The 23,701-nt window shown below is 39.9% G+C and carries 21 protein-coding genes and 1 riboswitch; of the genes, 4 read left to right on the plus strand and 17 right to left on the minus strand.

What is annotated here, in order from left to right:
• The first annotated feature begins 98 nt into the window (after positions 1-98).
• Both ilvD and PQ456_RS16840 read left to right on the plus strand, forming a co-directional pair.
• Positions 99-1,769, plus strand: coding sequence for a dihydroxy-acid dehydratase (gene ilvD, locus PQ456_RS16835; RefSeq protein ID WP_273616345.1), 1,671 nt, complete (start codon positions 99-101; stop codon positions 1,767-1,769).
• Positions 1,770-1,917: 148 nt separating this feature from the next.
• Entirely contained in the window at positions 1,918-3,042 is a 1,125-nt protein-coding gene (locus tag PQ456_RS16840; RefSeq protein ID WP_273613333.1) for an AI-2E family transporter, read from the plus strand.
• 173 nt (positions 3,043-3,215) lie between these two features.
• Here PQ456_RS16840 and PQ456_RS16845 read toward each other — a convergent pair whose 3' ends face one another.
• From PQ456_RS16845 to cymR, 13 genes are all read right to left on the minus strand, one after another.
• Positions 3,216-5,723 (minus strand): methyl-accepting chemotaxis protein, encoded by a 2,508-nt coding sequence (locus tag PQ456_RS16845; RefSeq protein ID WP_273613334.1) that lies wholly within the window; start codon positions 5,721-5,723, stop codon positions 3,216-3,218.
• 261 nt (positions 5,724-5,984) lie between these two features.
• A complete protein-coding gene (locus PQ456_RS16850) occupies positions 5,985-7,355 on the minus strand; it encodes a peptidase U32 family protein (RefSeq protein ID WP_273613335.1) in 1,371 nt (456 codons plus the stop codon).
• Between the two features lie 40 nt (positions 7,356-7,395).
• Complete coding sequence (locus PQ456_RS16855) at positions 7,396-8,328, minus strand: peptidase U32 family protein (protein WP_273613336.1); 933 nt, start codon at positions 8,326-8,328, stop codon at positions 7,396-7,398.
• A gap of 24 nt (positions 8,329-8,352) precedes the next feature.
• The gene (gene mltG, locus PQ456_RS16860) at positions 8,353-9,402 is read right to left on the minus strand and encodes an endolytic transglycosylase MltG (RefSeq protein ID WP_273613337.1); all 1,050 of its coding nucleotides are present in this window, start codon (positions 9,400-9,402) and stop codon (positions 8,353-8,355) included.
• Between the two features lie 90 nt (positions 9,403-9,492).
• Entirely contained in the window at positions 9,493-9,801 is a 309-nt protein-coding gene (locus PQ456_RS16865; RefSeq protein ID WP_204822994.1) for a DUF1292 domain-containing protein, read from the minus strand.
• 4 nt (positions 9,802-9,805) lie between these two features.
• Entirely contained in the window at positions 9,806-10,102 is a 297-nt protein-coding gene (locus PQ456_RS16870) for a DUF1292 domain-containing protein (protein WP_204822993.1), read from the minus strand.
• Between the two features lie 11 nt (positions 10,103-10,113).
• Positions 10,114-10,530 carry a Holliday junction resolvase RuvX gene (gene ruvX / locus PQ456_RS16875; protein ID WP_204822992.1) on the minus strand — a complete coding sequence of 139 codons (417 nt, stop codon included), beginning with the start codon at positions 10,528-10,530 and terminating at the stop codon, positions 10,114-10,116.
• A gap of 17 nt (positions 10,531-10,547) precedes the next feature.
• Positions 10,548-10,808, minus strand: coding sequence for an IreB family regulatory phosphoprotein (locus PQ456_RS16880; protein WP_069329188.1), 261 nt, complete (start codon positions 10,806-10,808; stop codon positions 10,548-10,550).
• A gap of 221 nt (positions 10,809-11,029) precedes the next feature.
• Positions 11,030-13,657, minus strand: coding sequence for an alanine--tRNA ligase (gene alaS, locus PQ456_RS16885; RefSeq protein ID WP_273613338.1), 2,628 nt, complete (start codon positions 13,655-13,657; stop codon positions 11,030-11,032).
• 557 nt (positions 13,658-14,214) lie between these two features.
• Entirely contained in the window at positions 14,215-14,409 is a 195-nt protein-coding gene (locus PQ456_RS16890; RefSeq protein WP_273613339.1) for a hypothetical protein, read from the minus strand.
• A 28-nt stretch (positions 14,410-14,437) separates the two neighbouring features.
• Positions 14,438-14,944, minus strand: a complete 507-nt coding sequence (locus tag PQ456_RS16895; protein ID WP_273613340.1) for a PRC-barrel domain-containing protein — start codon at positions 14,942-14,944, stop codon at positions 14,438-14,440.
• 119 nt (positions 14,945-15,063) lie between these two features.
• Positions 15,064-16,215 carry a cysteine desulfurase family protein gene (locus PQ456_RS16900; protein WP_273613341.1) on the minus strand — a complete coding sequence of 384 codons (1,152 nt, stop codon included), beginning with the start codon at positions 16,213-16,215 and terminating at the stop codon, positions 15,064-15,066.
• Positions 16,216-16,330: 115 nt separating this feature from the next.
• A complete protein-coding gene (cymR, locus tag PQ456_RS16905) occupies positions 16,331-16,750 on the minus strand; it encodes a cysteine metabolism transcriptional regulator CymR (RefSeq protein WP_069329183.1) in 420 nt (139 codons plus the stop codon).
• A gap of 330 nt (positions 16,751-17,080) precedes the next feature.
• On the opposite strand from cymR, the gene mnmA reads away from it, so the two are divergent.
• On the plus strand, positions 17,081-18,205 hold the full coding sequence (gene mnmA, locus PQ456_RS16910; RefSeq protein ID WP_273613342.1) for a tRNA 2-thiouridine(34) synthase MnmA: 1,125 nt from the start codon (positions 17,081-17,083) through the stop codon (positions 18,203-18,205).
• Positions 18,206-18,377: 172 nt separating this feature from the next.
• Here mnmA and crcB (PQ456_RS16915) read toward each other — a convergent pair whose 3' ends face one another.
• The 3 genes from crcB (PQ456_RS16915) to PQ456_RS16925 all read right to left on the minus strand — a co-directional run bounded on the left by crcB (PQ456_RS16915) (position 18,378) and on the right by PQ456_RS16925 (position 20,621).
• Complete coding sequence (crcB, locus tag PQ456_RS16915; protein WP_273613343.1) at positions 18,378-18,743, minus strand: fluoride efflux transporter CrcB; 366 nt, start codon at positions 18,741-18,743, stop codon at positions 18,378-18,380.
• Positions 18,733-19,125 carry a fluoride efflux transporter CrcB gene (gene crcB, locus PQ456_RS16920; protein WP_204822986.1) on the minus strand — a complete coding sequence of 131 codons (393 nt, stop codon included), beginning with the start codon at positions 19,123-19,125 and terminating at the stop codon, positions 18,733-18,735. The genes crcB (PQ456_RS16915) and crcB (PQ456_RS16920) overlap by 11 nt, the downstream gene beginning before the upstream one ends.
• Before the next feature lie 68 nt (positions 19,126-19,193).
• A riboswitch (Fluoride riboswitch) is annotated at positions 19,194-19,256 on the minus strand.
• 45 nt (positions 19,257-19,301) lie between these two features.
• Positions 19,302-20,621 carry a replication-associated recombination protein A gene (locus PQ456_RS16925; RefSeq protein ID WP_273613344.1) on the minus strand — a complete coding sequence of 440 codons (1,320 nt, stop codon included), beginning with the start codon at positions 20,619-20,621 and terminating at the stop codon, positions 19,302-19,304.
• A 153-nt stretch (positions 20,622-20,774) separates the two neighbouring features.
• Here PQ456_RS16925 and PQ456_RS16930 point away from each other — a divergent pair, with 153 nt between their 5' ends.
• Positions 20,775-21,068, plus strand: a complete 294-nt coding sequence (locus PQ456_RS16930) for a cupin domain-containing protein (protein WP_273613345.1) — start codon at positions 20,775-20,777, stop codon at positions 21,066-21,068.
• 110 nt (positions 21,069-21,178) lie between these two features.
• On the opposite strand, the gene PQ456_RS16935 is transcribed toward PQ456_RS16930, so the two are convergent.
• The gene (locus PQ456_RS16935; protein ID WP_273613346.1) at positions 21,179-23,320 is read right to left on the minus strand and encodes a HelD family protein; all 2,142 of its coding nucleotides are present in this window, start codon (positions 23,318-23,320) and stop codon (positions 21,179-21,181) included.
• Positions 23,321-23,701: the final 381 nt, after the last annotated feature.

A 23,701-nucleotide genomic window follows, 5' to 3' on the forward strand; every position in this document is an offset into this window, starting at 1 on the left:
GCTTTTACCTTTGGCGTTACAACGCGCTAAAGCTTAAAAGCTTACTATTATATATTTGGGGGGAAATCGACACCATGGTAGTCAACAAGGGCAAAAAAATGCGTTCCGATATGATCAAAAAAGGGTTCGATCGTGCACCACATCGTAGCTTACTTCGTGCCGCTGGCGTTAAAGAAGAAGATTTTGGTAAACCGTTTATCGCGGTATGTAACTCTTATATTGATATCGTACCCGGTCATGTACATTTGCAAGAGTTCGGTAAAATCGTTAAAGAAGCGATCCGTGAAGCAGGCGGCGTTCCGTTTGAATTTAACACCATCGGCGTAGATGATGGTATCGCAATGGGACACATTGGTATGCGTTATTCGTTACCAAGTCGTGAGATTATTGCAGATTCACTTGAAACTGTTGTTGCAGCTCACTGGTTTGATGGCATGGTTTGTATTCCAAACTGTGACAAAATCACACCAGGTATGATGATGGGTGCTCTTCGCGTAAACATCCCTACGATGTTTGTTAGCGGTGGACCGATGAAAGCTGGTAAAGACAAAAATGGTCGCTCGATTTCCCTAACATCTGTATTTGAAGGTGTAGGTGCTTATCAAGCTGGTAAGATTGATGATGCAAGTCTACTTGAATTAGAACAATTTGGTTGTCCAACTTGTGGATCTTGTTCAGGAATGTTCACAGCGAACTCCATGAACTGTCTAGCAGAAGCAATGGGTATTGCTTTGCCAGGTAATGGAACTATCCTTGCAGTCTCTGAAGATCGTCGTGATTTTGTTCGTAAATCAGCGACACAATTAATGGAATTGATCAAATTAGACCTTAAACCTCGTGATATCGTAACAAAAGAAGCTTTGGATAATGCTTTTGCTTTGGATATGGCGATGGGTGGTTCTACAAATACAGTTCTTCATACATTGGCACTTGCTCAAGAAGCAGGTATCGATTATCCGATCGAACGTATCAATGAAGTCGCTAACCGCGTACCTCACTTAGCAAAATTAGCTCCAGCTTCTGACTGGCATATCGAAGATGTGCACTTGGCAGGTGGCGTAAGTGCTGTATTGAATGAATTGCTTAAAAAACCAGGCGCTCTACATCCAGATTGTATTACAGTTACAGGTAAAACAATTCGTGAAAATGTAGAAGGTCAAGAGATTCAAAATACAGAAGTTATCCACAAAATTGATAATCCTCACTCTGAGCGTGGCGGTCTAGCCGTATTGTTCGGTAATCTGGCTCCTCAAGGTGCAATTATCAAAGTTGGAGCAGTTGATCCTTCTGTTGGCGGATACCATAAAGGTCCTGCTATCTGCTTCGATTCACAAGATGATGCTCTATACGGTATTGCTAACGGTCATGTTAAAGAAGGTCATGTCGTTGTTATCCGTTATGAAGGTCCTAAAGGTGGCCCTGGTATGCCGGAGATGCTTGCTCCTACTTCTCAAATCGTAGGTATGGGTCTTGGTGCCAAAGTCGGTCTAATCACTGATGGACGCTTCTCAGGAGCTTCTCGTGGTATCAGTATCGGTCATATTTCTCCAGAAGCCGCTGAAGGCGGCCCTATCGCTTTCGTTAATGACGGAGATATTATTGAACTGGATCTGAACGAACGCAAAATCGAACTTCATATCAGTGAAGAAGAATTTGCTGAACGTCGTAAAGGTTGGGTTGAATTTGAACCTAAAGTAAAAACAGGATATCTAGCTCGTTATTCCAAACTTGTAACGAATGCAAGTATGGGCGGAGTTATGAAAATATAGTCTTCTCTCCTTTCTATTATTCGATAGAAAATGATGCACCACTCAAAAGGAACTGTCCTCAGGGGCAGTTCCTTTTTCTGTTGACGTAGATGAAATCCACTTATAAAATGCTTGTATACTCTGTTAGAAAAGGAGATTTAGTCTGCTTATGCTTCCTTTATACAAAAAATATTGGCGTACTGCTTTTGATATCGGGATTGTCATTTTGACGGTATATCTAGTATTATTGCTTGCTAGCAAGCTTTATCATATTGCAGCGCCTATCTTTTTATCTTTTATTATTTTTGCTTTAATCGAACCTTTTGCTATGTTTTTAAATCGTCGTGGATTGCCCAAAATGGTCTGTTCAGCGATAGCAGTTCTTACGTTTGTATTATTTCTACTTGGCGCTTTATTTGGAGCAGGATTAATCTTTATTTCTCAATCTGCTCAGATTGCTGATAACTTACCTGAATACGCTAGAATTGTGCAAGGTCATTTTACAAGACTGACTACACTAATGCATCAAGAGTTAAATACATTACCAGATAATGTTACACAGCGAATCAATGAATATTTTGCTATCTTTACAGGGAATTTAGCGATCTGGGGCAAAACAGCTTTTAATTATGTATTAGGCTGGCTTAGTTCATTTTCTACATTTATCGCTAACTTTGCTGTAGGTATTATTTTAGCTTTCTTTTTGAGTGCTGAAATTAATCTTTGGCGACGCGTCGCTACCGAACGCACACCGAATACGCTCAAAAAAGCTTATTTCTTTTTGAAAGAACATGTTTTCTATGCGATTGGAGCTTATCTGAAAGCACAATTGATAATGGTGATGATCACTTTTGTATTGGTGTACATAGGATTGCTGATTTTAGGAGTGAATAATGCTTTTTCAATCTCGTTACTCAGTGCAGCATTTGATATTTTGCCATTACTCGGTATTCCCGTCATTTTTATTCCATGGATTGTGTATCTTTTTGTAGTTGGTGAGACAGGGCTTGCTATCGGATTGATCGTTTTACTGGTCGTGGTGATGTTAACCCGTCAATTGCTTGAACCCAAAATCACTGGTAATTCGATTGGTATTTCTTCTGCTTACTTGATGTTGTCTGCAATGATTATCTCATTATCGATTTTTGGTGTGGTTGGATTGGTATTATCACCTATTTTAATTATTTTGTTAAAAGAATTATGGTTACAAGGATATCTACAACGCTGGATTCGACTTCCAAAAGAAGAATTTGAACCGATTACCGAAGATGTCCCTCCGCCGCCTGTACAATAGCTGTTAGTTTAGCAGACTTGGTGAGTGTAAATGGTGATAATGATATGGTATAGATAGCAAAAAGCCGAAAAACCTTTATATAAAAAGGTCTTTCGGCTTTTCTTATACATAGCTGTAGATAAAATAATGACGTGATAGATACATCTGTACTCACATAAGCAAGTATATCTGTATTACGTTCTTTTGTCTGACTCGTTATTTAATGGTGTATCATTTTCCGCTGTTTGCGATTGGTCGATATCAACAGGTGTAGAAGAATCAGATTCTTCTACTTGTGCAGTCTGTTCCTCAACAACATCCTCTGGAGAATCTGAAGATACCTCAGAAGAATGAGTCTCTTCTTCATCTACTGTAAAGCGAGAAATAGTTTCTTTCAGATCAAGCGATACATTTTCCAATTGACCGGATAGTTGAACAAGCTGCCCACTAACATTGTGTTGTTCATTGCTCAGTGAAGCTACTTCTTGTGAAGTGGCAGAAGATTGTTCCGCTACCGCACTCACATTACTCATCGCTTCAGACATCGTATTCTGTACTTGACTCAGATCATTGATCGAAGCTGTTACAGAGTTTAACTTCGTTACAAAAGCAGACATCTGACCTTGTACTGATTCGAAAATAGTTGTTGTGTCTTTAACTGCTTCAGTTTGTTGCTTGAATAACGGATACGCGTTATTCAGAACTTTAATCGTTTCTTCCATTTCTTGCTGAATATTAGTTGTGATTTTACCAACCATAAGAATAGATTCGCGCGATTGTTCTGCTAGTTTGCGTACTTCATCAGCAACCACCATAAATCCTTTACCAGCAGCTCCAGCACGAGCGGCTTCAATCGTTGCATTGAGTGATAAAATATTGGTTTGTTTCGTAATATTCTGCATGACATCAAGTACTTGTTGTACAGATGAAGTACTTTGTTGCAATGAGTCAATACGAGCACCTAACGAACGAATCATATCTTCTGTCGTTTGTGTACGGGTTAGCAATTTCTCCATATGCTGTACACCTGTCTCACTTGCTTGTTCTACATCATGCGCAGAAGCACCCATTTCATTATTAGCACTGATCACTTTGTTCATTTGACCCATAATGCCATCAGCAAGTTCTGTACCTCGTTCTGCTTCTAACGCTAGGCTACCTGCACCATTTGCAATTTCTTCTGTTGCTACTGCTATTTCTTTCGCTGATGTAGCGGTCTGCTTAGACGCATTACTCAATATTGTTGCAGTACCCAGTACTTCTTGAGCCGATTGATTGGTCTGTTTTACAAGGTTCGTAATATTTTCCATCATTTCATTAAAAGCGGCACCCAGTTGTCCAATCTCATCTTCAGACTTATGAGTCGTACGCACATTCAATTTACCTTGTGCACCTTTGCGCATCAATTGTTGTAGATTTTGTAATGGCTTCGCAATAATACGAATAATAAAGATACCGATCAATACAGCAAATACAGCGTCAATCACTGCAAAAATTAATGTCATATTCAAAATAGGTTTGGCACTAGATACCAATTCATTAATCGGTACAGTTCCTACCAATTTCCAATCTGAATTTTGAAGTGTACTATAAGCGATTAGAATAGGCGATTGACCATCACTATTTTCAACTCGACCGCTTTTCTCTGTCAATTGAGGTAAAAAACTATAGTTCGATGGCTTGGAAATGTCTGTACTATTCGTCGATGCAATCACTGTATTCGTAGCCCCACCAATAAGATCAACACGACCACCTGTACCCATATTCACATTAGCAATCTGATCTTCAATCAACTTACTATTAGCACTAATCACGAATACAAATGAATCGGAAGAATTCGTCGTACGCACAGCTCGTGCAAATAAAAAGTTTTTGACAGTGCCTTGCATCTCCATAGTAGGAACCCATTGCATTACACCATTGCCACTTTCTAATTCTTTGTACCAGGCTGTATTACGCACATCCTCGGCTGCTGGAATTTGTACACCGGCTCCGACTACATTTACATTTTTGTTCATAGGTACGATATAGATCGAATCAATCGCATCTAATGAATTTAATTGATTTTGTAGATTACTGGTAATCGCATTAACAGCTTGGAATTTATCAAAATCATCTATACCGGGTTTGGATAAGTTGATTAACTCTTCTTGCATATTAGGATCAAAAAAGATTTGAGTCGATGAATTAACCAATTGTCCCAAAATAACATCTAATTTTTCACCTGTTTGAATAATCGTTTGTTCATTACCAACTGCTGCATTTTCTTTAATAATACTTTTGGCAGTTAAATACGAGAATGTGCCTAATGATACAACAAGCAACATAATGGCGATAAAAAAGATAAGGAATAATTTAATCCCTACCGATTTAGCTGGATGTAAGCCACGCCAGCGCTGAGCAGGTACAGATGGATCATTGGATGGATTGTCTTTGTTTGTGGAAAAAGTCATTTTTTTAGGAATTTGCGCCCACTTCGGAAATGTACGCGCCGTTTTGACGGTAGGAGAGGGAAAAGAAGAATCGGTTGTATCCGTTTTCTTTTGTTGTGTAAACCATTTTTTCTGAGCTGTTTCTTTCGCCTTTTTCGATAAACCTGTACGTTCACGTTTGAGTTGCTTTTTTTGCTCTTTTTCAAGCTTCTTGATGTCTGGAAGTGTTATTTTGCTTTTTGTTTTGCCTTTTTTCTGCAATAACCCCATAATCTTCACCGCCGTTTTAGATTTCGTGTGCATACAGGTTTTTTTATGTAATTCGACTGGTTTATCCCTGCTTCACCTTAATAAACGAAACAAAAAATAAGCATCGAAAATGCTCTTGATTCCATTATCGGTTATAAAACAGGAAATTTGAACCCCTTTTCGCAAAAAAATAAGGTCTATTATACTATGACGTATAATAGACCTTATTACATAATATGATTGTAAACTATCTAGCTTATGATACAGAATCATGAACTATGATTAGACGGTTACTGTTGCTTTTACAGCTTGTTTGGCTTGTTTAGTGTTATTTTTGCGCATCATATCAAAATAACGAACAGGATGATCTACTTTCATTTTCACTTTTTGTAAAGGATGGCGGGCAGCATCTAATTCATGGCCTGCTTCATCCCATAATTGACCGACTGTTTGTTTGAAGAACATTTGATTTGGTCCAAAAAATTCAATTTGCTGTCCTGGTTTGAAATGATTACGTTGTTGCACAGTAGCGATCCCTGTAGCTTCATCATAATCCAATACCAATCCTGCAAAATCATAAGGAACTGCTTTTTCTTCTGCTTCGTAAATATGATCTTCATGATCAGGTGTATCATAGAAAAATCCTGTATTTAGCGGACGGTTAGCTGCTTTGTTAATATCTTCAAGCCATTCTGGCTTTAAAACATAGTTCTCGGGATCAGCCATATAAGAGTCGATCGCTTGACGATATGCATTAACCACAGTCGCTACATAGTGAATAGATTTCATACGACCTTCGATTTTGAAGCTATCTACGCCGACTTCAATCAGACTAGGAATATGCTCTAACATACACAAATCTTTAGAACCCATCGAGAACGCAGAATCTTGTTCTTCGTATAAAGGCTTTTGATTCACGCCCAGACTAAACTGTTGCAACATCTGTTGGTCTGCTGCATCTTCTTCGGATACCCATTCTTGTTCTGAACGTGCATCTTCAAAAAGATCATATTTCCAACGACAAGACTGACAGCATCCACCACGATTAGAATCACGATCTGTAAAATGGTTCGATAATACACAACGTCCAGAGAAAGAAGAACACATTGCTCCATGAATAAACGCTTCGATTTCAACATCAACATGTTTTTTGATCTCCGCGATTTCTGCAAAGCTTGTTTCCCGTCCTAATACCACTCGTGGCAATCCTTCTTCTTTCCAGAATTTCACCGCTTGCCAGTTCAATGTGGATTGCTGAGTACTCAAATGCACTTCCAGACCCGGTGCACAACGAAGAGCGGTCTCAATAATCGCAGGATCGGCTACAATCACCGCAGAGATACCGACTTCTTCTAATTTACATAAATATTCTTCCAGACCTGCTATATCTTCATCATGAGCATAAATATTTGTAGCTACAAATACTTTAGCACCATAGCGATTAGCAAATTCGACTCCTTCGCGCATTTCTTCAAAGCTGAAGTTATCTGCATTTGAACGAAGACCGTATTTTTGTCCACCAATATAGACCGCATCTGCCCCATAATGAATAGCAAATTTCAGTTTTTCCAAATTACCAGCCGGTGCTAGTAATTCAGGTTTGGCAAGACGATGACGTTTACCATAATACTTTGGTTTTTCCGTTGTTGACATGGAAAGCCCCCCTTTTTCAATCATTCCATCTATACTGCAATCAAAATACTTGTTCTTTATAAAAGAATCCAAATGACAATTCACGTTCAGGATCTTGCATACGGCGAATCTCATCCATCCATGATTCATCAAATTCATACTGTTCTGGATCTTGAGCATACTGATCAATCGCTTGACGGAACATCCGGACCGCTGTTTCGTTATATGCGATAGATTTAAGAATGCCTTCGATTTTAAAACTTTGAACGCCAGCTTCCATTAACAAATGCAAATCTTCCAGAATACACACATCTTCTGAACTCATGATATGCGTTCCATTGTTATCTTCATAAATAGGGAATTTTTCATCACGACGCTCAGCTTCGATCAAAAACAGTCCACGTTGCAGACCCAAATCATCACCATCAACCGGTCGACCTTGATGCTGCATATAACTTCCTACTAGGCGTCTTTTGGAATGATAAATATTGGTCATCCCATGTACTTGTACTTGAGCTTCTACTTCTAATGTATCAATCATGCCTGTAATCTCATCCATATTGAGCTCACGTGCTAGCACAGCACGTGTAGCGCCTTTACGACCCCAGTAGTTCGCTGTAGTCGCATTGGTAGAAGTCATCTCTGCATTCCAGTGCAAAGCGATCTCAGGCGCATACTCACGAGCTAGACCTACTATCGCTGGATCACCAAATTCGATCCCATCGACTTGTAACTTTGCCATCTGCTCCATATAATCCGGTAAACCTTCTAATAAGTCATTTGTCATTAAATTATTAACCGCTACATAAATACGCTTGCCATGTTCATGCGCATAATCTACTGCTTGTGCAATATCTTCTACTTTGAACTCCCCAGACAACCGCATACCATAACGTTCTTCACCGATCAAAAAAGCATCGGCTCCCGCTTCTGCTAAACGATACAATTCTTCGAGTGAAGATGCTGTAACTAACAGTTCAGGTTTTTTATTCATCTTGAAGCCGCCTCCCACACAGCCTTATTTGGCTGTACTCTTGCTTGTTTCTATATTTTTGAGATGTTCTTGATACGTTTTGGCGAATAAATGACCGCCTGTACCGTCTTTTTTCGTAACATAATACAGATATTCTGAAGCTTCAGGTGCCAGTGCTGCTTTGATCGCATCCAGACCTGGATTAGCGATTGGCCCCGGTGGTAAACCTTCATGTAAGTACGTGTTGTAAGGACTATCTATTTTAAGATCTGAGTATAACAGTCGATCTTTTTGCTTGCCTAGGGCATATTGCACAGTTGCATCAATTTGAAGCTTCATCTTTTGTTTGAGACGATTATCGATGACACCTGCGACTTGCGCTCTTTCTGCTGGAACTACGACTTCACGCTCCACTAGAGAAGCTTCTGTCAACAGTTGGTGAACCGTGAGATTACGTTCTTTTAGTTGAGCATCCAGATTATCAATTGAGCGTAGCTTGGTGCGAGTCGCTAACAACATATTAGCAATAATATCGGATTCTGTACTTTCGATCGGTAGATCATACGTTGCCGGGAACAAATAACCTTCCAGTGGATGCAGAATACCATCACCTGTTGGCACTTTAAGTTCTTGAGCGAGTTTTAAAGATGAAGGATCATCTACTAATTTCATAAAAGCATCGCGATCTACATATCCAGCCTCACTTAATTTATCGGCAATCTGAGTTACTGTATACCCTTCAGGAATCGTAAATTTCATCGTTTTGGGCACAACAACTTCTGCATTATCTAACTTTGAAATAATCTGATCATACGTTAATCCTGGCGTGAATTCATAATCACCTGCTTTGAATTCACTGCCCTCACTTTTCATTTTCAAATACACTTTAAAAGCGAACGCATTTTTGATTAATCCATTTTGAGCTAATTCATCAGCTACTGTAGCTGTGCTTGTGCCTTGCTTTAACGTATACGGTACTACTTGATCCGATGCTGCTGTAGGTTGCATAGCATTCCACCCATAGCCAATACCGGCTGCAATCACAATCAGAACAATCAATATAATCCATATCCCTGTCCTACCTCGTCTGCGCAATGAATATAACAGCTCCTTTTACAGCCAAAAAGAGCGGAAAGATCCCGCTCTTTTTGGAAGATAATTGTGCATATTGTACTGCATCCGTGATTAATCTTCAAACGGTAATGTCAGTTCGTCATATAGCTCGGCTACATCTTCCCATTCATCATCATCATCAATAGTCACAAGTTCAGGTTGTCCATCCGCAGCATCGATAATTTTTAAAATCTCGACTTCGTCTTCAGGAATACCATTATCTTTTTGCAAGACTGCATAAGTCCCTGTGTCTATCTGAAATTCACTGACAATACGATAAACAGTCACTTCGTTCTGTTCATCCGTTAGTTCAATCAACAGACCATAAGCTTCCAGCAATCTTGACGTAAACTTGACGTTACTCGCAGAAAGATCAGTCATAGGTTTATTCACCATCCAATTCAGCAACTAAAGTATTGAATGTTTCTTCAACGATCTGCCATTCCTCTTCATTTTCGATAATGAAAAGTTTGAGATCTTCGCCTTCTTCTTCATATCGAAACGCATATACTTCGTCGGTATCGTCCTCTGTGGATTCCATAGGCACGACCATCATATATTTGGCGTCCGAACCATCAACCTCGAATTTCATGATGACTTCAAACTCTTCCTCATTACCTTCATCATCAGGAATATAAATAATTTCTGGTTCTTCCTCAAGCAAATTTTGATCTTTAGCCATATTTACCACCCTCACCTTTTACTTTTGGCATCCAAGTAATTTTGTAAAATCAAGCTTGCAGCCATTTTATCAACCACTTGCTTGCGTTTCTTGCGACTTACATCTGCTTCAATAAGCGTACGCTCGGCTGAGACAGTGGTAAGCCTTTCATCCCATAGGTGAACAGGTAGCTGCACAGATTCTTTGAGACTTTCAGCGAATTCCATACTTAGTTGACCACGGGGACCGACGCTTCCGTTCATATTCTTAGGTAATCCAACCACGATCTCTGTCACTTCAAGCTCACGTATAAGCTCGACGATACGCGCATCCACATCTTTGGTACGCTTGCGATCAATGACTTCTACCCCTTGAGCGGTCCAGCCAAAAGCGTCGCTGATTGCAACGCCAATTTTTCGATCCCCATAATCTAAACCTAATATTCTCATTTCTTTACGCTCCGTCTCTACCGATGACTGGCCAGGTAGGATCGGACCAGTTCTTCTATTAATTCATCCCGCTCTTTTTTGCCGATCAAACTTCTAGCATTTTTATGCCGGGGAATGTAAGCGGGGTCCCCTGAGATTAAATATCCAACCATTTGATTGATCGGGTTGTATTCCTTCTCAACCAGTGCATCGTATACAGTGAGAAGTATTTCCTGAGAAGAGGTTTCGTGCTCGTCACCCTTCACATTAAATTTAACTGTTTTATCCATGGAGTCCACTCGCTGACACCTCGCTTTTTGGAAAAAGTGTATACTTGTACACTTCCTCAAAATGGAATCCCTTGCTATTCATGCTGATTCTTTTTCATCATAACACAACAAGGGATATACAAGGAATATTTACGTTAAAACAATTCAAAAAGTTACAAAATTGTTTCACCTTTTTGAATCTAACACGCTATTCCTTATCTTTTTATACCCATTATCTGTTCCTAATATCATTAAATCGAAGCGACATGTTGCTTCGCTGCTGCAAGAGCTTCTGTTAATTTGGAAGCATCTTTACCACCAGCTTGTGCCATATCAGGACGACCACCACCACCGCCACCACAGATAGCAGCGACTTCTTTCACCAATTTACCTGCATGTAGTCCGCGTTCAATACCAGACTTCGGAACAACAACAACAAAGTTTACTTTGTCGTCTTGAGCTGCACCTAGCACAAGCACTGCTTCAGGCAACTTACCTTTTAATTCATCTGCTAGACCACGCAAAGCATCCATACTTGGAACATTAACAGAGACAGCTAACAGTTGAGTAGAACCTACAGTTTCAACTTGATCTGTTAATTGACCTGCTTCAATCAAGCTTAATTTGCTTTGCAGTGATTCATTCTCACGACCTAGATCGCGTAGTTGTTGGTTAAGCGATTCGATACGTTTAGGAACATCATGTACGTTTGATTTCAATTGTACCGCAGCTTGCTTCAAAATATCCAATTGGCTATCTAAAAACATGTATGCTAAACGTCCAGTAACGGCTTCGATACGGCGTACACCCGAACCAATACCACTTTCAGATACCAATTTGAACAATCCGATACGTGCTGTGTTATCAACATGACAACCACCACATAATTCAATACTGTAATCACCGATTTGGACTACACGTACAATATCGCCATACTTTTCGCCAAATAGTGCCATAGCGCCCATTGCTTTCGCTTCGTCGATTCCTTTGTACTCAATCTCTACATCTAGGCCTTTCCAGATTTCCTGATTCACACGACGCTCAATATCTGCAAGTTCTTCCGGTGTAATACTACCGAAGTGAGAAAAGTCAAAACGCAAACGCTCTGCTTCAACCAGTGAACCTGCTTGATTAACATGTGTACCTAATACATCTTTAAGCGCTTGATGCAATAAGTGAGTCGCTGTATGGTTTTTGATAATATCGTTACGGTTTGGTGCATCTACTTCTGCTGTTACGACATCGCCGATATGCAGTTCACCCGAACTTACAGTAACGATATGCACAAATTGTCCGCGTGGAGCTTTGAACAATCCTTCGACAGAAGCTTCAACCGTATCATTGCTCAAACGACCTACGTCACTGATCTGACCGCCACTTTCTGCATAGAAAGGAGTTACATCCAGAATCACCTGACATTGTTGCCCTTCGCCTACACGATCTACCGATGCTTCTTCTTGAATCAAAGCGACTACAGTAGCTTGTACTGTTAATTGCTCATAACCGATAAATTCACTTTTGCCTTCAAAATCAGACAATACGCCGCCTTGAACTTTCATACTGCCGCTATCTTGACGAGCTGCACGAGCGCGATCACGTTGCTCTTGCATAGCTACATCAAAGCCTTCACGGTCTACAGTTAGTCCATTTTCTGCTGCATAATCTTCTGTCAAGTCAAACGGGAAACCATACGTATCATATAATTTGAACGCTTCTGCACCACTGATTGCTGTTTGTCCATTTTGCTTCGCTTGTGTACTCAGATCAGCCAAAATATTCAAACCATCGGATAAAGTTTCATGGAAACGCTCTTCTTCTGTACGAATAATTTTCTCGATAAATTCACGTTTGGATACCACTTCTGGATAGTAGACACCCATAATCTCGCCTACGATACCTGTTAAGCTGAATAAGAACGGTTTATCCAGACCGATCACTTTACCGTAACGTACAGCACGACGTAGCAAACGACGAATAACATAACCGCGTCCTTCATTGGAAGGCAATACACCGTCAGCCGCTGCAAAAGCAACAGTACGAATATGGTCAGCAATAACTTTCAATGCTACATCGGTTTCTTCGTTTTGTTTGTAAGTTACGCCTGCAATTTGAGCAGCTTGTTGAATAATCGGTTGGAACAAGTCAGTGTCAAAGTTAGAATCCACTTCTTGCAAAATCGAAGCAAAACGTTCTAAACCTGCACCTGTATCTATATTTTTGTTCGGTAGCGGTGTGTAGCTACCATCTTTGTTATGATTAAATTGAGAAAATACCAGGTTCCATACTTCTAAGAAACGTTCGTTTTCTCCACCTGGATACATTTCTGGATCATTTGGATCAAGAGCACCATAAGCATCTCCACGATCATAGAAAATCTCACTACACGGTCCACAAGGGCCTTCGCCGATATCCCAGAAGTTTTCTTCTAGACGAATAATACGTTCAGCCGGTAGACCGATTTTCTCGTTCCACAATTTGAAAGCTTCTTCATCTTCTGGATAGACTGTAACTGATAAACGTTCTGGATCAAATCCGATCCATTCTTTGCCTGTCAAAAATTCCCATGCCCAAGTGATCGCTTCTTCTTTGAAATAATCACCAATCGAGAAGTTTCCTAACATTTCAAAAAATGTATGGTGACGACGTGTTTTACCTACGTTTTCAATATCGTTGGTACGAATACATTTTTGTGAATTAGTGATACGTGGATTTTCAGGTTTTTCGCGTCCATCAAAATACGCTTTCAGTGGAGCCATACCCGCATTAATCCATAATAGAGATGGGTCATTATGAGGTACCAGTGGAGCACTTGGCTCTACATTGTGTCCTTTGCTTTCAAAAAAAGCGAGCCATTTGGAACGAATTTCACTTGCTTTCATAAGTAATGAGCCTCCTCAGAATAGTTAAACATCTATTTCTTGTTGATCCAGTGTGATCTATCCAACCTGTATCTACTGACAAGTCGGTAAAAAAAAAGCGCCCTGCGCAAAATCAGGGGCGGTGTTCTGGTGTGTATCTAACATTAGTCCCTGCAACCGCTCTTTTATTGTGTATAGGTTTTGTGAATCAAGTGACAAACAACCGCTTAATACGTCCAATAATACCTATGTAGGGTTCGGTCATCACTTCAATTACCTGTGTAACAAAAGATGTATGCCTGGATCTCCTTTATTTCGATTCATGGATCGTCCATATTCCGAAATTTCACGGTTCTTTAACAACTATATCAGTATATCTAGCGCCCATACGTCTGTCAATCGCATCGGTCATGCTTAAAAGCCCCGACTTCTATCGCCACCTCTACAGATGTGCAATACAAGACGGGGTTTTTAAAATAGCGCTGATACACGTAGTATGTATAAGATAAGAATTGTACCGCGCTGTCAAAACAGCCGATATTCGCCACTCTATACATCGTTCATGTTTATAAAAAGGCTCAAGCTTGTGTATACATAGCTACTGGTTCTTCGACAAACAAATCATCTAATGAACTTAGTGTGCCGTCTTCTTCGACTTGATATACAGACATTTTGCCACCATTTACTGTTAGCTCGATAAAACAACCCCAGCAATAAAATTGATGGGAACCAATTTTACCAATATCTTTTGAATTACAATTTGGACATTTCATTCAGCGCTCACCCTATCCGTCTCCAAGTTTAATGACATTCCTCTAGTCGTTCATTACTTTCGATCGGCACCATAATCGCGCTTTCACCAAAAGCAACTTGTCCGCTTACCGGAAGCCACTTTCTTCCACCTATCATATCCGAGATAAAGCCATCACTGATTTCAATCCCGGTAATGCTTTTACCCAACTCGTGGTCAAAATAAACATCAGAGACATACCCTAACATCGCTCCATCACTTGTCAGAAGTGGCATATCTTTAATTTTGTTTTGACCGATCAAAAATGTATGTTTAATATCGTCAGCCGCGATCTGGCGGACTGCCTGTTGATTACGGATCATAATAGCGTCTTCTCCATAGGACACAATATCTTCCCACAGTATGGTACGCACTTGTAATGAGAAAAAGCTTTTACCTTCCAGTTCAAAACCTTGAACAGACCAGTCTTCGCTTAATATAAAATCATGAATTTTACCAAGTTGCTTGCCATCTTCAATATCAAATACAGCAAGTCCAATCATTCCCTGCATCTTCATAACGCTCAGGACCTCCTCATCGCATAGATTGCGCAGGAAGAAAATCATTTCTTTCTTGCCCGGCTGTTGGCGTCATATGATCATCTTCCCTCCCTTATTATTCACCACACAGGGGAGCCCTAATTTCTACTACGTATACGCTTTAAAATAGTTGCAATCTTTTGTGTAGCATATGCTATTTCTTCCCTAGTATTACCCATACCAAAGCTAAAGCGAATCGCAGAATTCAAGAGATTTTCAGGAATTTTCATTGCTTGAAGAACATGTGACAATTCCAGTGAGCCTGAAGTACAAGCTGACCCACTTGCAGCCGCAATATTTTCCATATCCAAGTTCATTAACATCGTTTCACTTTTCACATCGGGAAAGCTAATATTCAGAATATGAGGCAAGGATTGATCGATAGGTGTATTGACTGCATACCCTTCTGATCCTACTTCATGTTCCAGACATTCCAGCATATACGTACGCAACGAATGAAGATGCTGTATACGCTCTGGTAATCCTTCTACTGCTAGTTCTACCGCTTGACCAAAACCGGCAATACCCGCTAAATTCTCAGTACCTGCACGACGTTTGCGTTCTTGCAGTCCTCCATAAAGAACAGGTTCTACTTTGACACCATGACGAATATAAAGAGCACCGATCCCTTGAGGACCATTGATTTTGTGAGAGGAAAAGCTAATCAAATCAACAGGCAATTCATGACAGTTCAAATCAATAGCACCTAATGCTTGTACAGCATCGGTATGAAAAATAATGTCTTTAGAACGTGCCAGCTGTCCTATTGCTGCAATCGGCTGAATCGTACCGACTTCATTGTTGCCAAACATAATACTAATCAATATCGTTTCTGGACGGATCGCCGCTTCTACATCTTCAATATGAACCAATCCATGTTGATCGACAGGCAGATAAGTCACTTCATATCCACGACTTTCCAGAGCTTCACACGCATGAAGTACCGCATGATGTTCAATTTGTGAAGTGATAATATGATTGCCTTTATGACGTAATGATTCAGCAATACCGAATAAAGCCAAATTATCACTTTCAGTTCCTCCTGCTGTAAAAACAAGCTCATCAGGACGGCATCCTAACCGCTTAGCCATCTGATCTCTTGCTCCACTGACTACTTTTTTCGCAGAGCGACCAAAAGCATGGACACTTGAAGCATTACCGTGAGTATCTGTCATTACTTTTAACATCTGTTCAGCGACTTGTGGATGAATCGGTGTAGAAGCCGCATGATCTAAATAAATAGCTTTCATCATGTATTCACCTTTCTGTATAAGAAAATAAAATATACGTACAAAGACAACAAAAAACGGAAGGGAGCAGCAATATACCTGCGGGTTCCCCTCCGTCTTGTGGTCTACATCGAATTTAGATATAAAACATATAATTGTCTTCTTGACCTTGCTCACGATACGTGATCAAGTCTTTGAGCGTCGTTGAATCAATCACTTGTGCGATTGCGTCACGAATCTGCATCCATAAATGACGCTTCGCTGCTACATCTTCATCGGTAAAATCAACCACTGAGATTGGACCTTCAAGTACACGGATCACTTCACCTGCTGTGATCGTTTCCGGTTCACGAGACAAAATATAACCGCCATACGCACCACGGATACTTTTTACTAATCCGGCATTACGAAGTGGAGCGATCAATTGCTCCAGATAATGTTCAGAAAGTTGATTTTTTTCAGCGATACTTTTGAGTGATGTCGGGCCTTCACCAAAACGGGAAGACAATTCCATCATAATCGTTAGACCGTAACGTCCTTTAGTTGATATCTTCATATAGGGCACCTCACTTAAATTTGGCAAAAACAATGATAAATCGTTGATTTATTGAACAACCTCAATTATTATTAATAGTTGCACGTATCGTAAAATTCCGATAATTCACTGTATTCCGATCATTCTTGTTACCTATCGTAACATATATACAGGCTTTATGGGAAATTATTCGTGCCTTTTACAACGTTATGTTACAAGAAAATGGTACAATGAATTATTGCTGTCGGTTAGATATACCTTTTACAGATGAATTCTTATTATTGTGCACTTCCTATTAATCATTTCGCAAATAATAGAATCATCTCATCTTATATAAAGTGGTGAGTACAAATGGAAAAAGCAAAAGCAGACACTCGTGTCGTTGTCGGTATGTCCGGCGGAGTCGATTCCTCAGTAACCGCGTTGCTACTCAAACAACAAGGTTATGATGTAATCGGAATTTTTATGAAAAACTGGGATGATACCGATGAGTTCGGTCATTGCACAGCAGAAGAAGATTCAGAAGATGTACGCCGGGTCTGTGAACAGATCGGGATTCCTTACTATACCGTCAATTTTGAAAAAGAATATTTCGATAAAGTATTCACTTATTTCTTAGATGAATACAAACGTGGACGTACACCGAATCCAGACGTGATGTGTAACCGTGAGATCAAGTTTGGTGAATTTTTAAATAAAGCGATGGATCTAGGTGCTGATTATGTAGCTACAGGTCATTATGCACGTGTCGTTGAAAAAGACGGCGTGTTCCAATTACTACGTGGTATCGATAATGGCAAAGATCAAACGTATTTCTTAAATGCATTGAATCAAAAGCAATTATCCAAAACGATGTTCCCGATCGGTCATTTACCAAAACCTGAAGTTCGTCGTATTGCAGAAGAAGCAGGTTTATATACAGCGAAGAAAAAAGATAGCACAGGCGTATGCTTTATCGGCGAACGTAATTTCCGCGAATTTTTAAGTGGATATTTGCCTGCCAAATCTGGCAAAATGGTCGATATTGCAACAGGTGAAGTAAAAGGCGATCATGATGGATTGATGTATTATACGCTTGGACAACGTCAAGGATTGGGTATTGGCGGTTCAGGAAATGGTAATCCATGGTTTGTCGCTGACAAAGATTTAGAACAAAATATTCTGTATGTTGTACAAGGTGATCAACATCCAAGTCTATACTCTACTGGTCTTGTAGCATCTGTAATGAACTGGATTGATGGTTCAGAGCATGCACCAGGTACTACACTGCATTGTGTAGCCAAATTCCGTTATCGCCAACCGGATCAAGGAGTTACATTAACATGGCAAGCAGACGGTAATGTCCATGTACAGTTCGATGAGCCACAAAAAGCTATCACTCCAGGACAAGCTGTTGTTTTTTATGATGGCGAACTTTGTCTTGGTGGCGGTACAATTGATGTCGTAGAAAAAGTAGCTTACGAAGCAGTAGTATAATTGCTCTGTATAGTATCGGCTCAAACTACCGATAGTATTTTATGTAATAGTATAGGTTCAAGAGTAACAGTATTTGATAGACATGATCATAAATAAGTATTACAAAAAAGAGTTACTGATGATTGTCATCGGTAACTCTTTTTTGATTGGGTATTTTAGATTTTCGAGATGATTAGAAATACGTATTTCCAACCCATAATCCAAGCGCTGCACAGCCGATACCTAGTATATATGAAGCACCGATATAACTCCAAAATAGACGATACTTTTGCTTGAGATGCAATTCAATATTTTCTAATTTGAATGTTGAGAAAGTAGTATAACTACCCATAAAACCAGTTCCAATTAACAATTGAAAGTGACTATTCAACCCTGAAGCGAATAATAATCCTAGCAAAAAAGAACCGCTAACATTAATACATAATGTCGCTAAAGGAAATTGCATCGGCCACTTCGTTTTCATCCAATTGGATAACAATAAGCGAGCCAGAACGCCAAATACAGCTCCTACCGATACCAACAGCATATTAATGAGCATGACGGTTCCTCCTTCTGTTCAGCCACTGTTCACTAACATAGAATCCGAAGCGTGAAGATAACAATCCACCTATAAGACTTGCTCCAATATAAAGTGCTGCTGTGCCATACCAGTGTTTTTCGATCAGTTGGATACTTTCCAGACTGAATGTTGAAAAGGTAGTAAATGAACCTACAAATCCTGTACCTAATGCTGTAATAATCGTTTTGGAGATATAAGGAAGTTCCGCTAAGTATTTCATCACTATAGCTAATAGAAAACATCCAACAATATTAATAATCAATGTCGCTAGTGGAAAGCCAGGGCTGACAATCCATACTCCTGTTAGATAACGACATAATGCTCCTAACACGCCAAATAGAGCTACCCAGACATAATACATATTCATAATCCCCTTCCCTGTCCATAAAAATAACTCCTACTCGAACAACACACAGTAATCCTGTGATTGCACAAGTAGGAGTCATTAGCTGAAACCAGCAGTCAATGGCGAACTCCATCGCCGATTTAGTTGATTTTAATATAACGTATGACTATTGGTTTGTAAAGATTGGCATATTACAATCCTCTACGGCGCTCTTGATTTAGCTTGATTTTCGATTCATTGCCTTGCTCTGTCGCTTGATAAAACACTTTACGAGACAGCCCTTTTGGCAGATATTCTTGTTTGACAAAATGATTCGGGAAGTTATGAGGATACTTGTATCCTTCATGCCCTAACTGAGCAGCCCCTTTGTAATGAGTATCCCGTAAATGCAGTGGAACTTCAGCAGATTTGATCTCATCTATCGCTGACATGGCGCTGGAGATCGCTGTATAGACTGCATTAGACTTCGGACTTTCTACAGCAAACAAAATCGCTTGTGCAATATTTAGCTTCGCTTCAGGCCAACCGTTCGTACGATAAGCATCCAGCGCTCCTAACGACTGAATCATCGCTTGTGGATTAGCCAGACCGATATCTTCACTACTAGCGGCGATTAAGCGTCGTAGAAATGTCATCGGGTCCATCCCTAACTTTTCAACTGCATACAAGAACCAGAATAAAGCGGCATCACTGGAACCTCGTATACTTTTGTGAAAAGCAGACAACACATCATATTGAGTCGATTCATCTGCTCGGACAATCGGACGACGAATCGATTCTTCCGCCACCTCTAGAGTCACATGAATATTGCCTTCTGCATCTGGAGGAGTAGTTACAGCGGCAAGTTCTAATGCATTAAGAGCACGCCGAATATCTCCATTTGCCATCGAAGCAATATGTTGTAGTGCTTCTTCATCCACCTGTAATTGCATAAATCCAAGTCCACGTTCAGCATCGCTTAATGCACGTTTCATCGCAATCATAGAATGCTCTTGATTCAGTGGTTCTAATTGAAACAAAGTTGATCGGCTCATTAATGCGCCATTCACATAGTGAAAAGGATTTTCGGTAGTTGCTCCAATAAAAATAATCGTTCCTTTTTCTACTGCTGGTAATAGAGCATCCTGACGAGAACTGTTAAAACGATGTACCTCATCTAAAAAAAGAATCGTTTTCGTTCCATATAGCGACTTATTCGTCTGTGCACGCTCGATCACTTCACGAACTTCTTTAACCGTCGCTTCAACGGCATTTAATCGTACAAATTCAGCTTTCGTATGCTTGGAAATAATATGAGCTAATGTGGTCTTACCACAACCCGGTGGCCCATATAGCAAAATAGACGATACTTGATCGGCTTCAATCGCACGACGTAACAATTTACCTTGACCTACAATCTGTTCTTGCCCTATATATTCATCTAGTGACTGTGGACGCATCCGGTCAGCAAGTACACCCATACTATTCGATCCAGCATCCTGACCACCACCATCATACGAAAATAAGTCCATACGTTCACATCCTATCTATAATCCATCATTTGTACTGTCACATTTATAGTGACTGTAATCACCTATATCATGATCATTCCGGTATATATTAAAAGCAGATCCACATCGATCATATTATTGCTTTATTTTATTAACCCAAAGGAGACCTATATTATGCAAACTATTTCATTAGATACAGTCATACCTCAACAAGACAAAAAAATAACTTCGATCTACAATACCGAAGCCCGTCAAATCGTTCATCTGCAATTAAGTGCAACACAAGAAATTCCTACTCATAAAAGCCCTAAACAAGTATTCATTATTGTCAAAAGTGGAAAGGTTGTATTTACCGTATCCGATCAAGAAATCACACTATCTCCTAATGAAGTATTAGTGATGGAACCGGATGAATACCATTCACTTAAAGCGCTTGAAGATACATCGATTTTAGTGATCAAATCTTAAATCATACTAAAGCCCGTCTCTTTATTTTAACATTATTTTGCACAAAAAGCAGAAAAGAGAGTTCTTCTACAGATCAACTGTACAGAGAACTCTCTTTTTCTGTATTCTTTTTATTCTGTATCGCTCGTAATATACTCAGGGATCTGCTGTCCGTGCATAATCCATAATTCATGCAATGCACGCGTACAACCTACATATAATAACTTGGCATCCCATGCATCATTTCGATAATGGTCGGTATCCACATCACTCACAATAACAGCATCAAATTCTAACCCTTTGGATAAATATACAGGTAAAATCGAATGCCCACCTTGATAAGCGGCTTTACCTCCATCAATTAAATGAATCTCTATCCCTTGCTCGGTTAGTTGTTGATGTAATTCAATAGCTTCATGTAATGTTCGCGTCAAAATGGCTGTAGTCCGGTAATCTTTGGTCTGCAATTGTTGCCAGTTCGCGCGGATTGTCTCCAGACGTGTATCTGTTGAACAAGGAATCATCCGCACAGGATCACCACTACGGAATACAGGCACAGCTGTAATTCCATTTTGTACACCTTTTTCCAAAATGATATTTGCAAATTCGATAATTTCCATCGTCGAACGATAACTTCGAGTTAGCGGGAAATAATCAGTCTGTTCTGGAGTAAATAAATCACTGATCTCTTCCCATTGATGTACTCCGCGATAAGCATGAATCCCTTGCGATAGATCACCTAATATTGTAAATGAACTACCACGTACATAAAGATCAAGCAAAGCGACATGAAAAGGAGAAAAATCTTGTGCTTCATCCATAACCACATGGTCAAATCGATGTTCTGCTTCCATCTCATGAAGTAACGTATGGATATAGACTAGAGCAGGCAGATCATCTTCACGAATACGATCTTTTTTTAATTCAGTAGATACCTGTTTTAGCACGTCTGCCGGGATTTGTTCCCAGATCGATTGAAGTGCTTCAGCATGGTTACCACTTTTGATCGCTTTAAATAACTGTTTATATAATGATAATGGCTCGTATTTAGGCCATTTATTTAAGTATGCTTTTTCTCGTTGAGCTGCTTTTTTCTTGCGTTCTTTGCGAATTGCTTCTGAAGGTGCTACTTTAAGCTGCATTTCTATCCAGCGATGAACACGTGCCATCACCCGTTCTTTGCGCTTCGCTAATGGATAATGTTTGTATTCGTTATTAAACCATTCCAGTATCTCTTGCTGTGACAAAACAGCCTCATCCCACGGATTGAAATCAAGCTCAGGTACAGCCGTCTGTTCCAATACATTCACATACTCACGAATCAACTGCATAAAAGCAAGTGATCCTTTGTAACGTGAAGGAGTGTGATCTGTAACAGCCGGACGATCTGCATTTTCAAACCAGTATTCATACGTCTCTGATTGAGGTACCAGACGAATATCACTTTCCAGAATCTGTTGTGCCCAATCACTAAATGTACTCTGCTGAATATCGCCTACACCCAGTTCTGGCAACACTTCCGAAATGTAATCTAAAAACATATGGTTGGGTGCAAAAATAATCATTTTATCGGCGGATACTTGCTCTTGATATTGATACAGTAAAAAAGCTAATCGGTGCAAAGCAACCGTTGTTTTTCCACTACCTGCGACGCCTTGAATGACCAGTGCTGTATTTTTGGCAGCACGGATAATCCGATCTTGCTCGGCTTGAATCGTAGATACAATATCGCGTAGTTTGTTGTCTTTGTTTTCGCCCAGACGGTACACTAGAAATTCATCGGTGACTGCGGGCTCTGTACTTTCACGATCATACGTATCTGCTAGACGTTCTAACATGCGTTGATGAATAACAATATTGCGCTTGAGATAGACTAATCCTTGAATCAATCCTTCTGGCGCTTCATACACCGCTGCTTCTTCTCCACCTGTAAATGAGTAAAACAAACTTGCTACAGGTGCTCGCCAATCAATCACTAACGGCTGATCCTCTACCTCAGACTTGCCCACACCGATCTTACCAATATACAGAGGTTGGCGTGTTCCTTCTTCTCCTTCTGCAAAATCCAGACGACCAAAATATGGTGCTTGTGCGCTTTTCGAAAGAGATTGACGTTGCTGTTCACGACCGGATTCCAAAATCTGTTCGGTAAAATCATGCCCCGTATAGACAGGAATCTGGCTTAAACGCTCTAGTTGTTCATCAATCTCAACAACTGTTTGTTGCAACTTGTCTTGCTCTTCTTGATAGGCACTTTGAAAGTTGTCCTCCAATTTCAGTTACCTCCTAAGAAATCTACTTATGATCTCTTTGTTAAACACGCAAAAAAACAAAACGCAGACGTAACAGTAAAAGGTACACTTCTCATGATCACTTTTTGCAAAGCGAATATGGTGTCATGTGTACTATTTTCAGGTCAGTCTGCGCTTATGTTTATAGTTTTGCCATTAACAAAGGATTTTTAATATACCACAAGCATTTTGAAAAAACTAGTTCTTTTTTGAAGGATATCTATGGAGTGAGTTGTTTTTAAATGCTTGTTTTAAGCATCATCCGCTTCAGAAAAGTCTTTGTTCTTGCCGTCGCTGGTGAAATGAAATCCCTTGATTAGACTGCATAGCAGTCAGGATTCCACTTCAAAGGCGACTTTCAGA

Source organism: Paenibacillus kyungheensis, from assembly GCF_028606985.1.
GTDB lineage: Bacteria > Bacillota > Bacilli > Paenibacillales > Paenibacillaceae > Saccharibacillus > Saccharibacillus kyungheensis.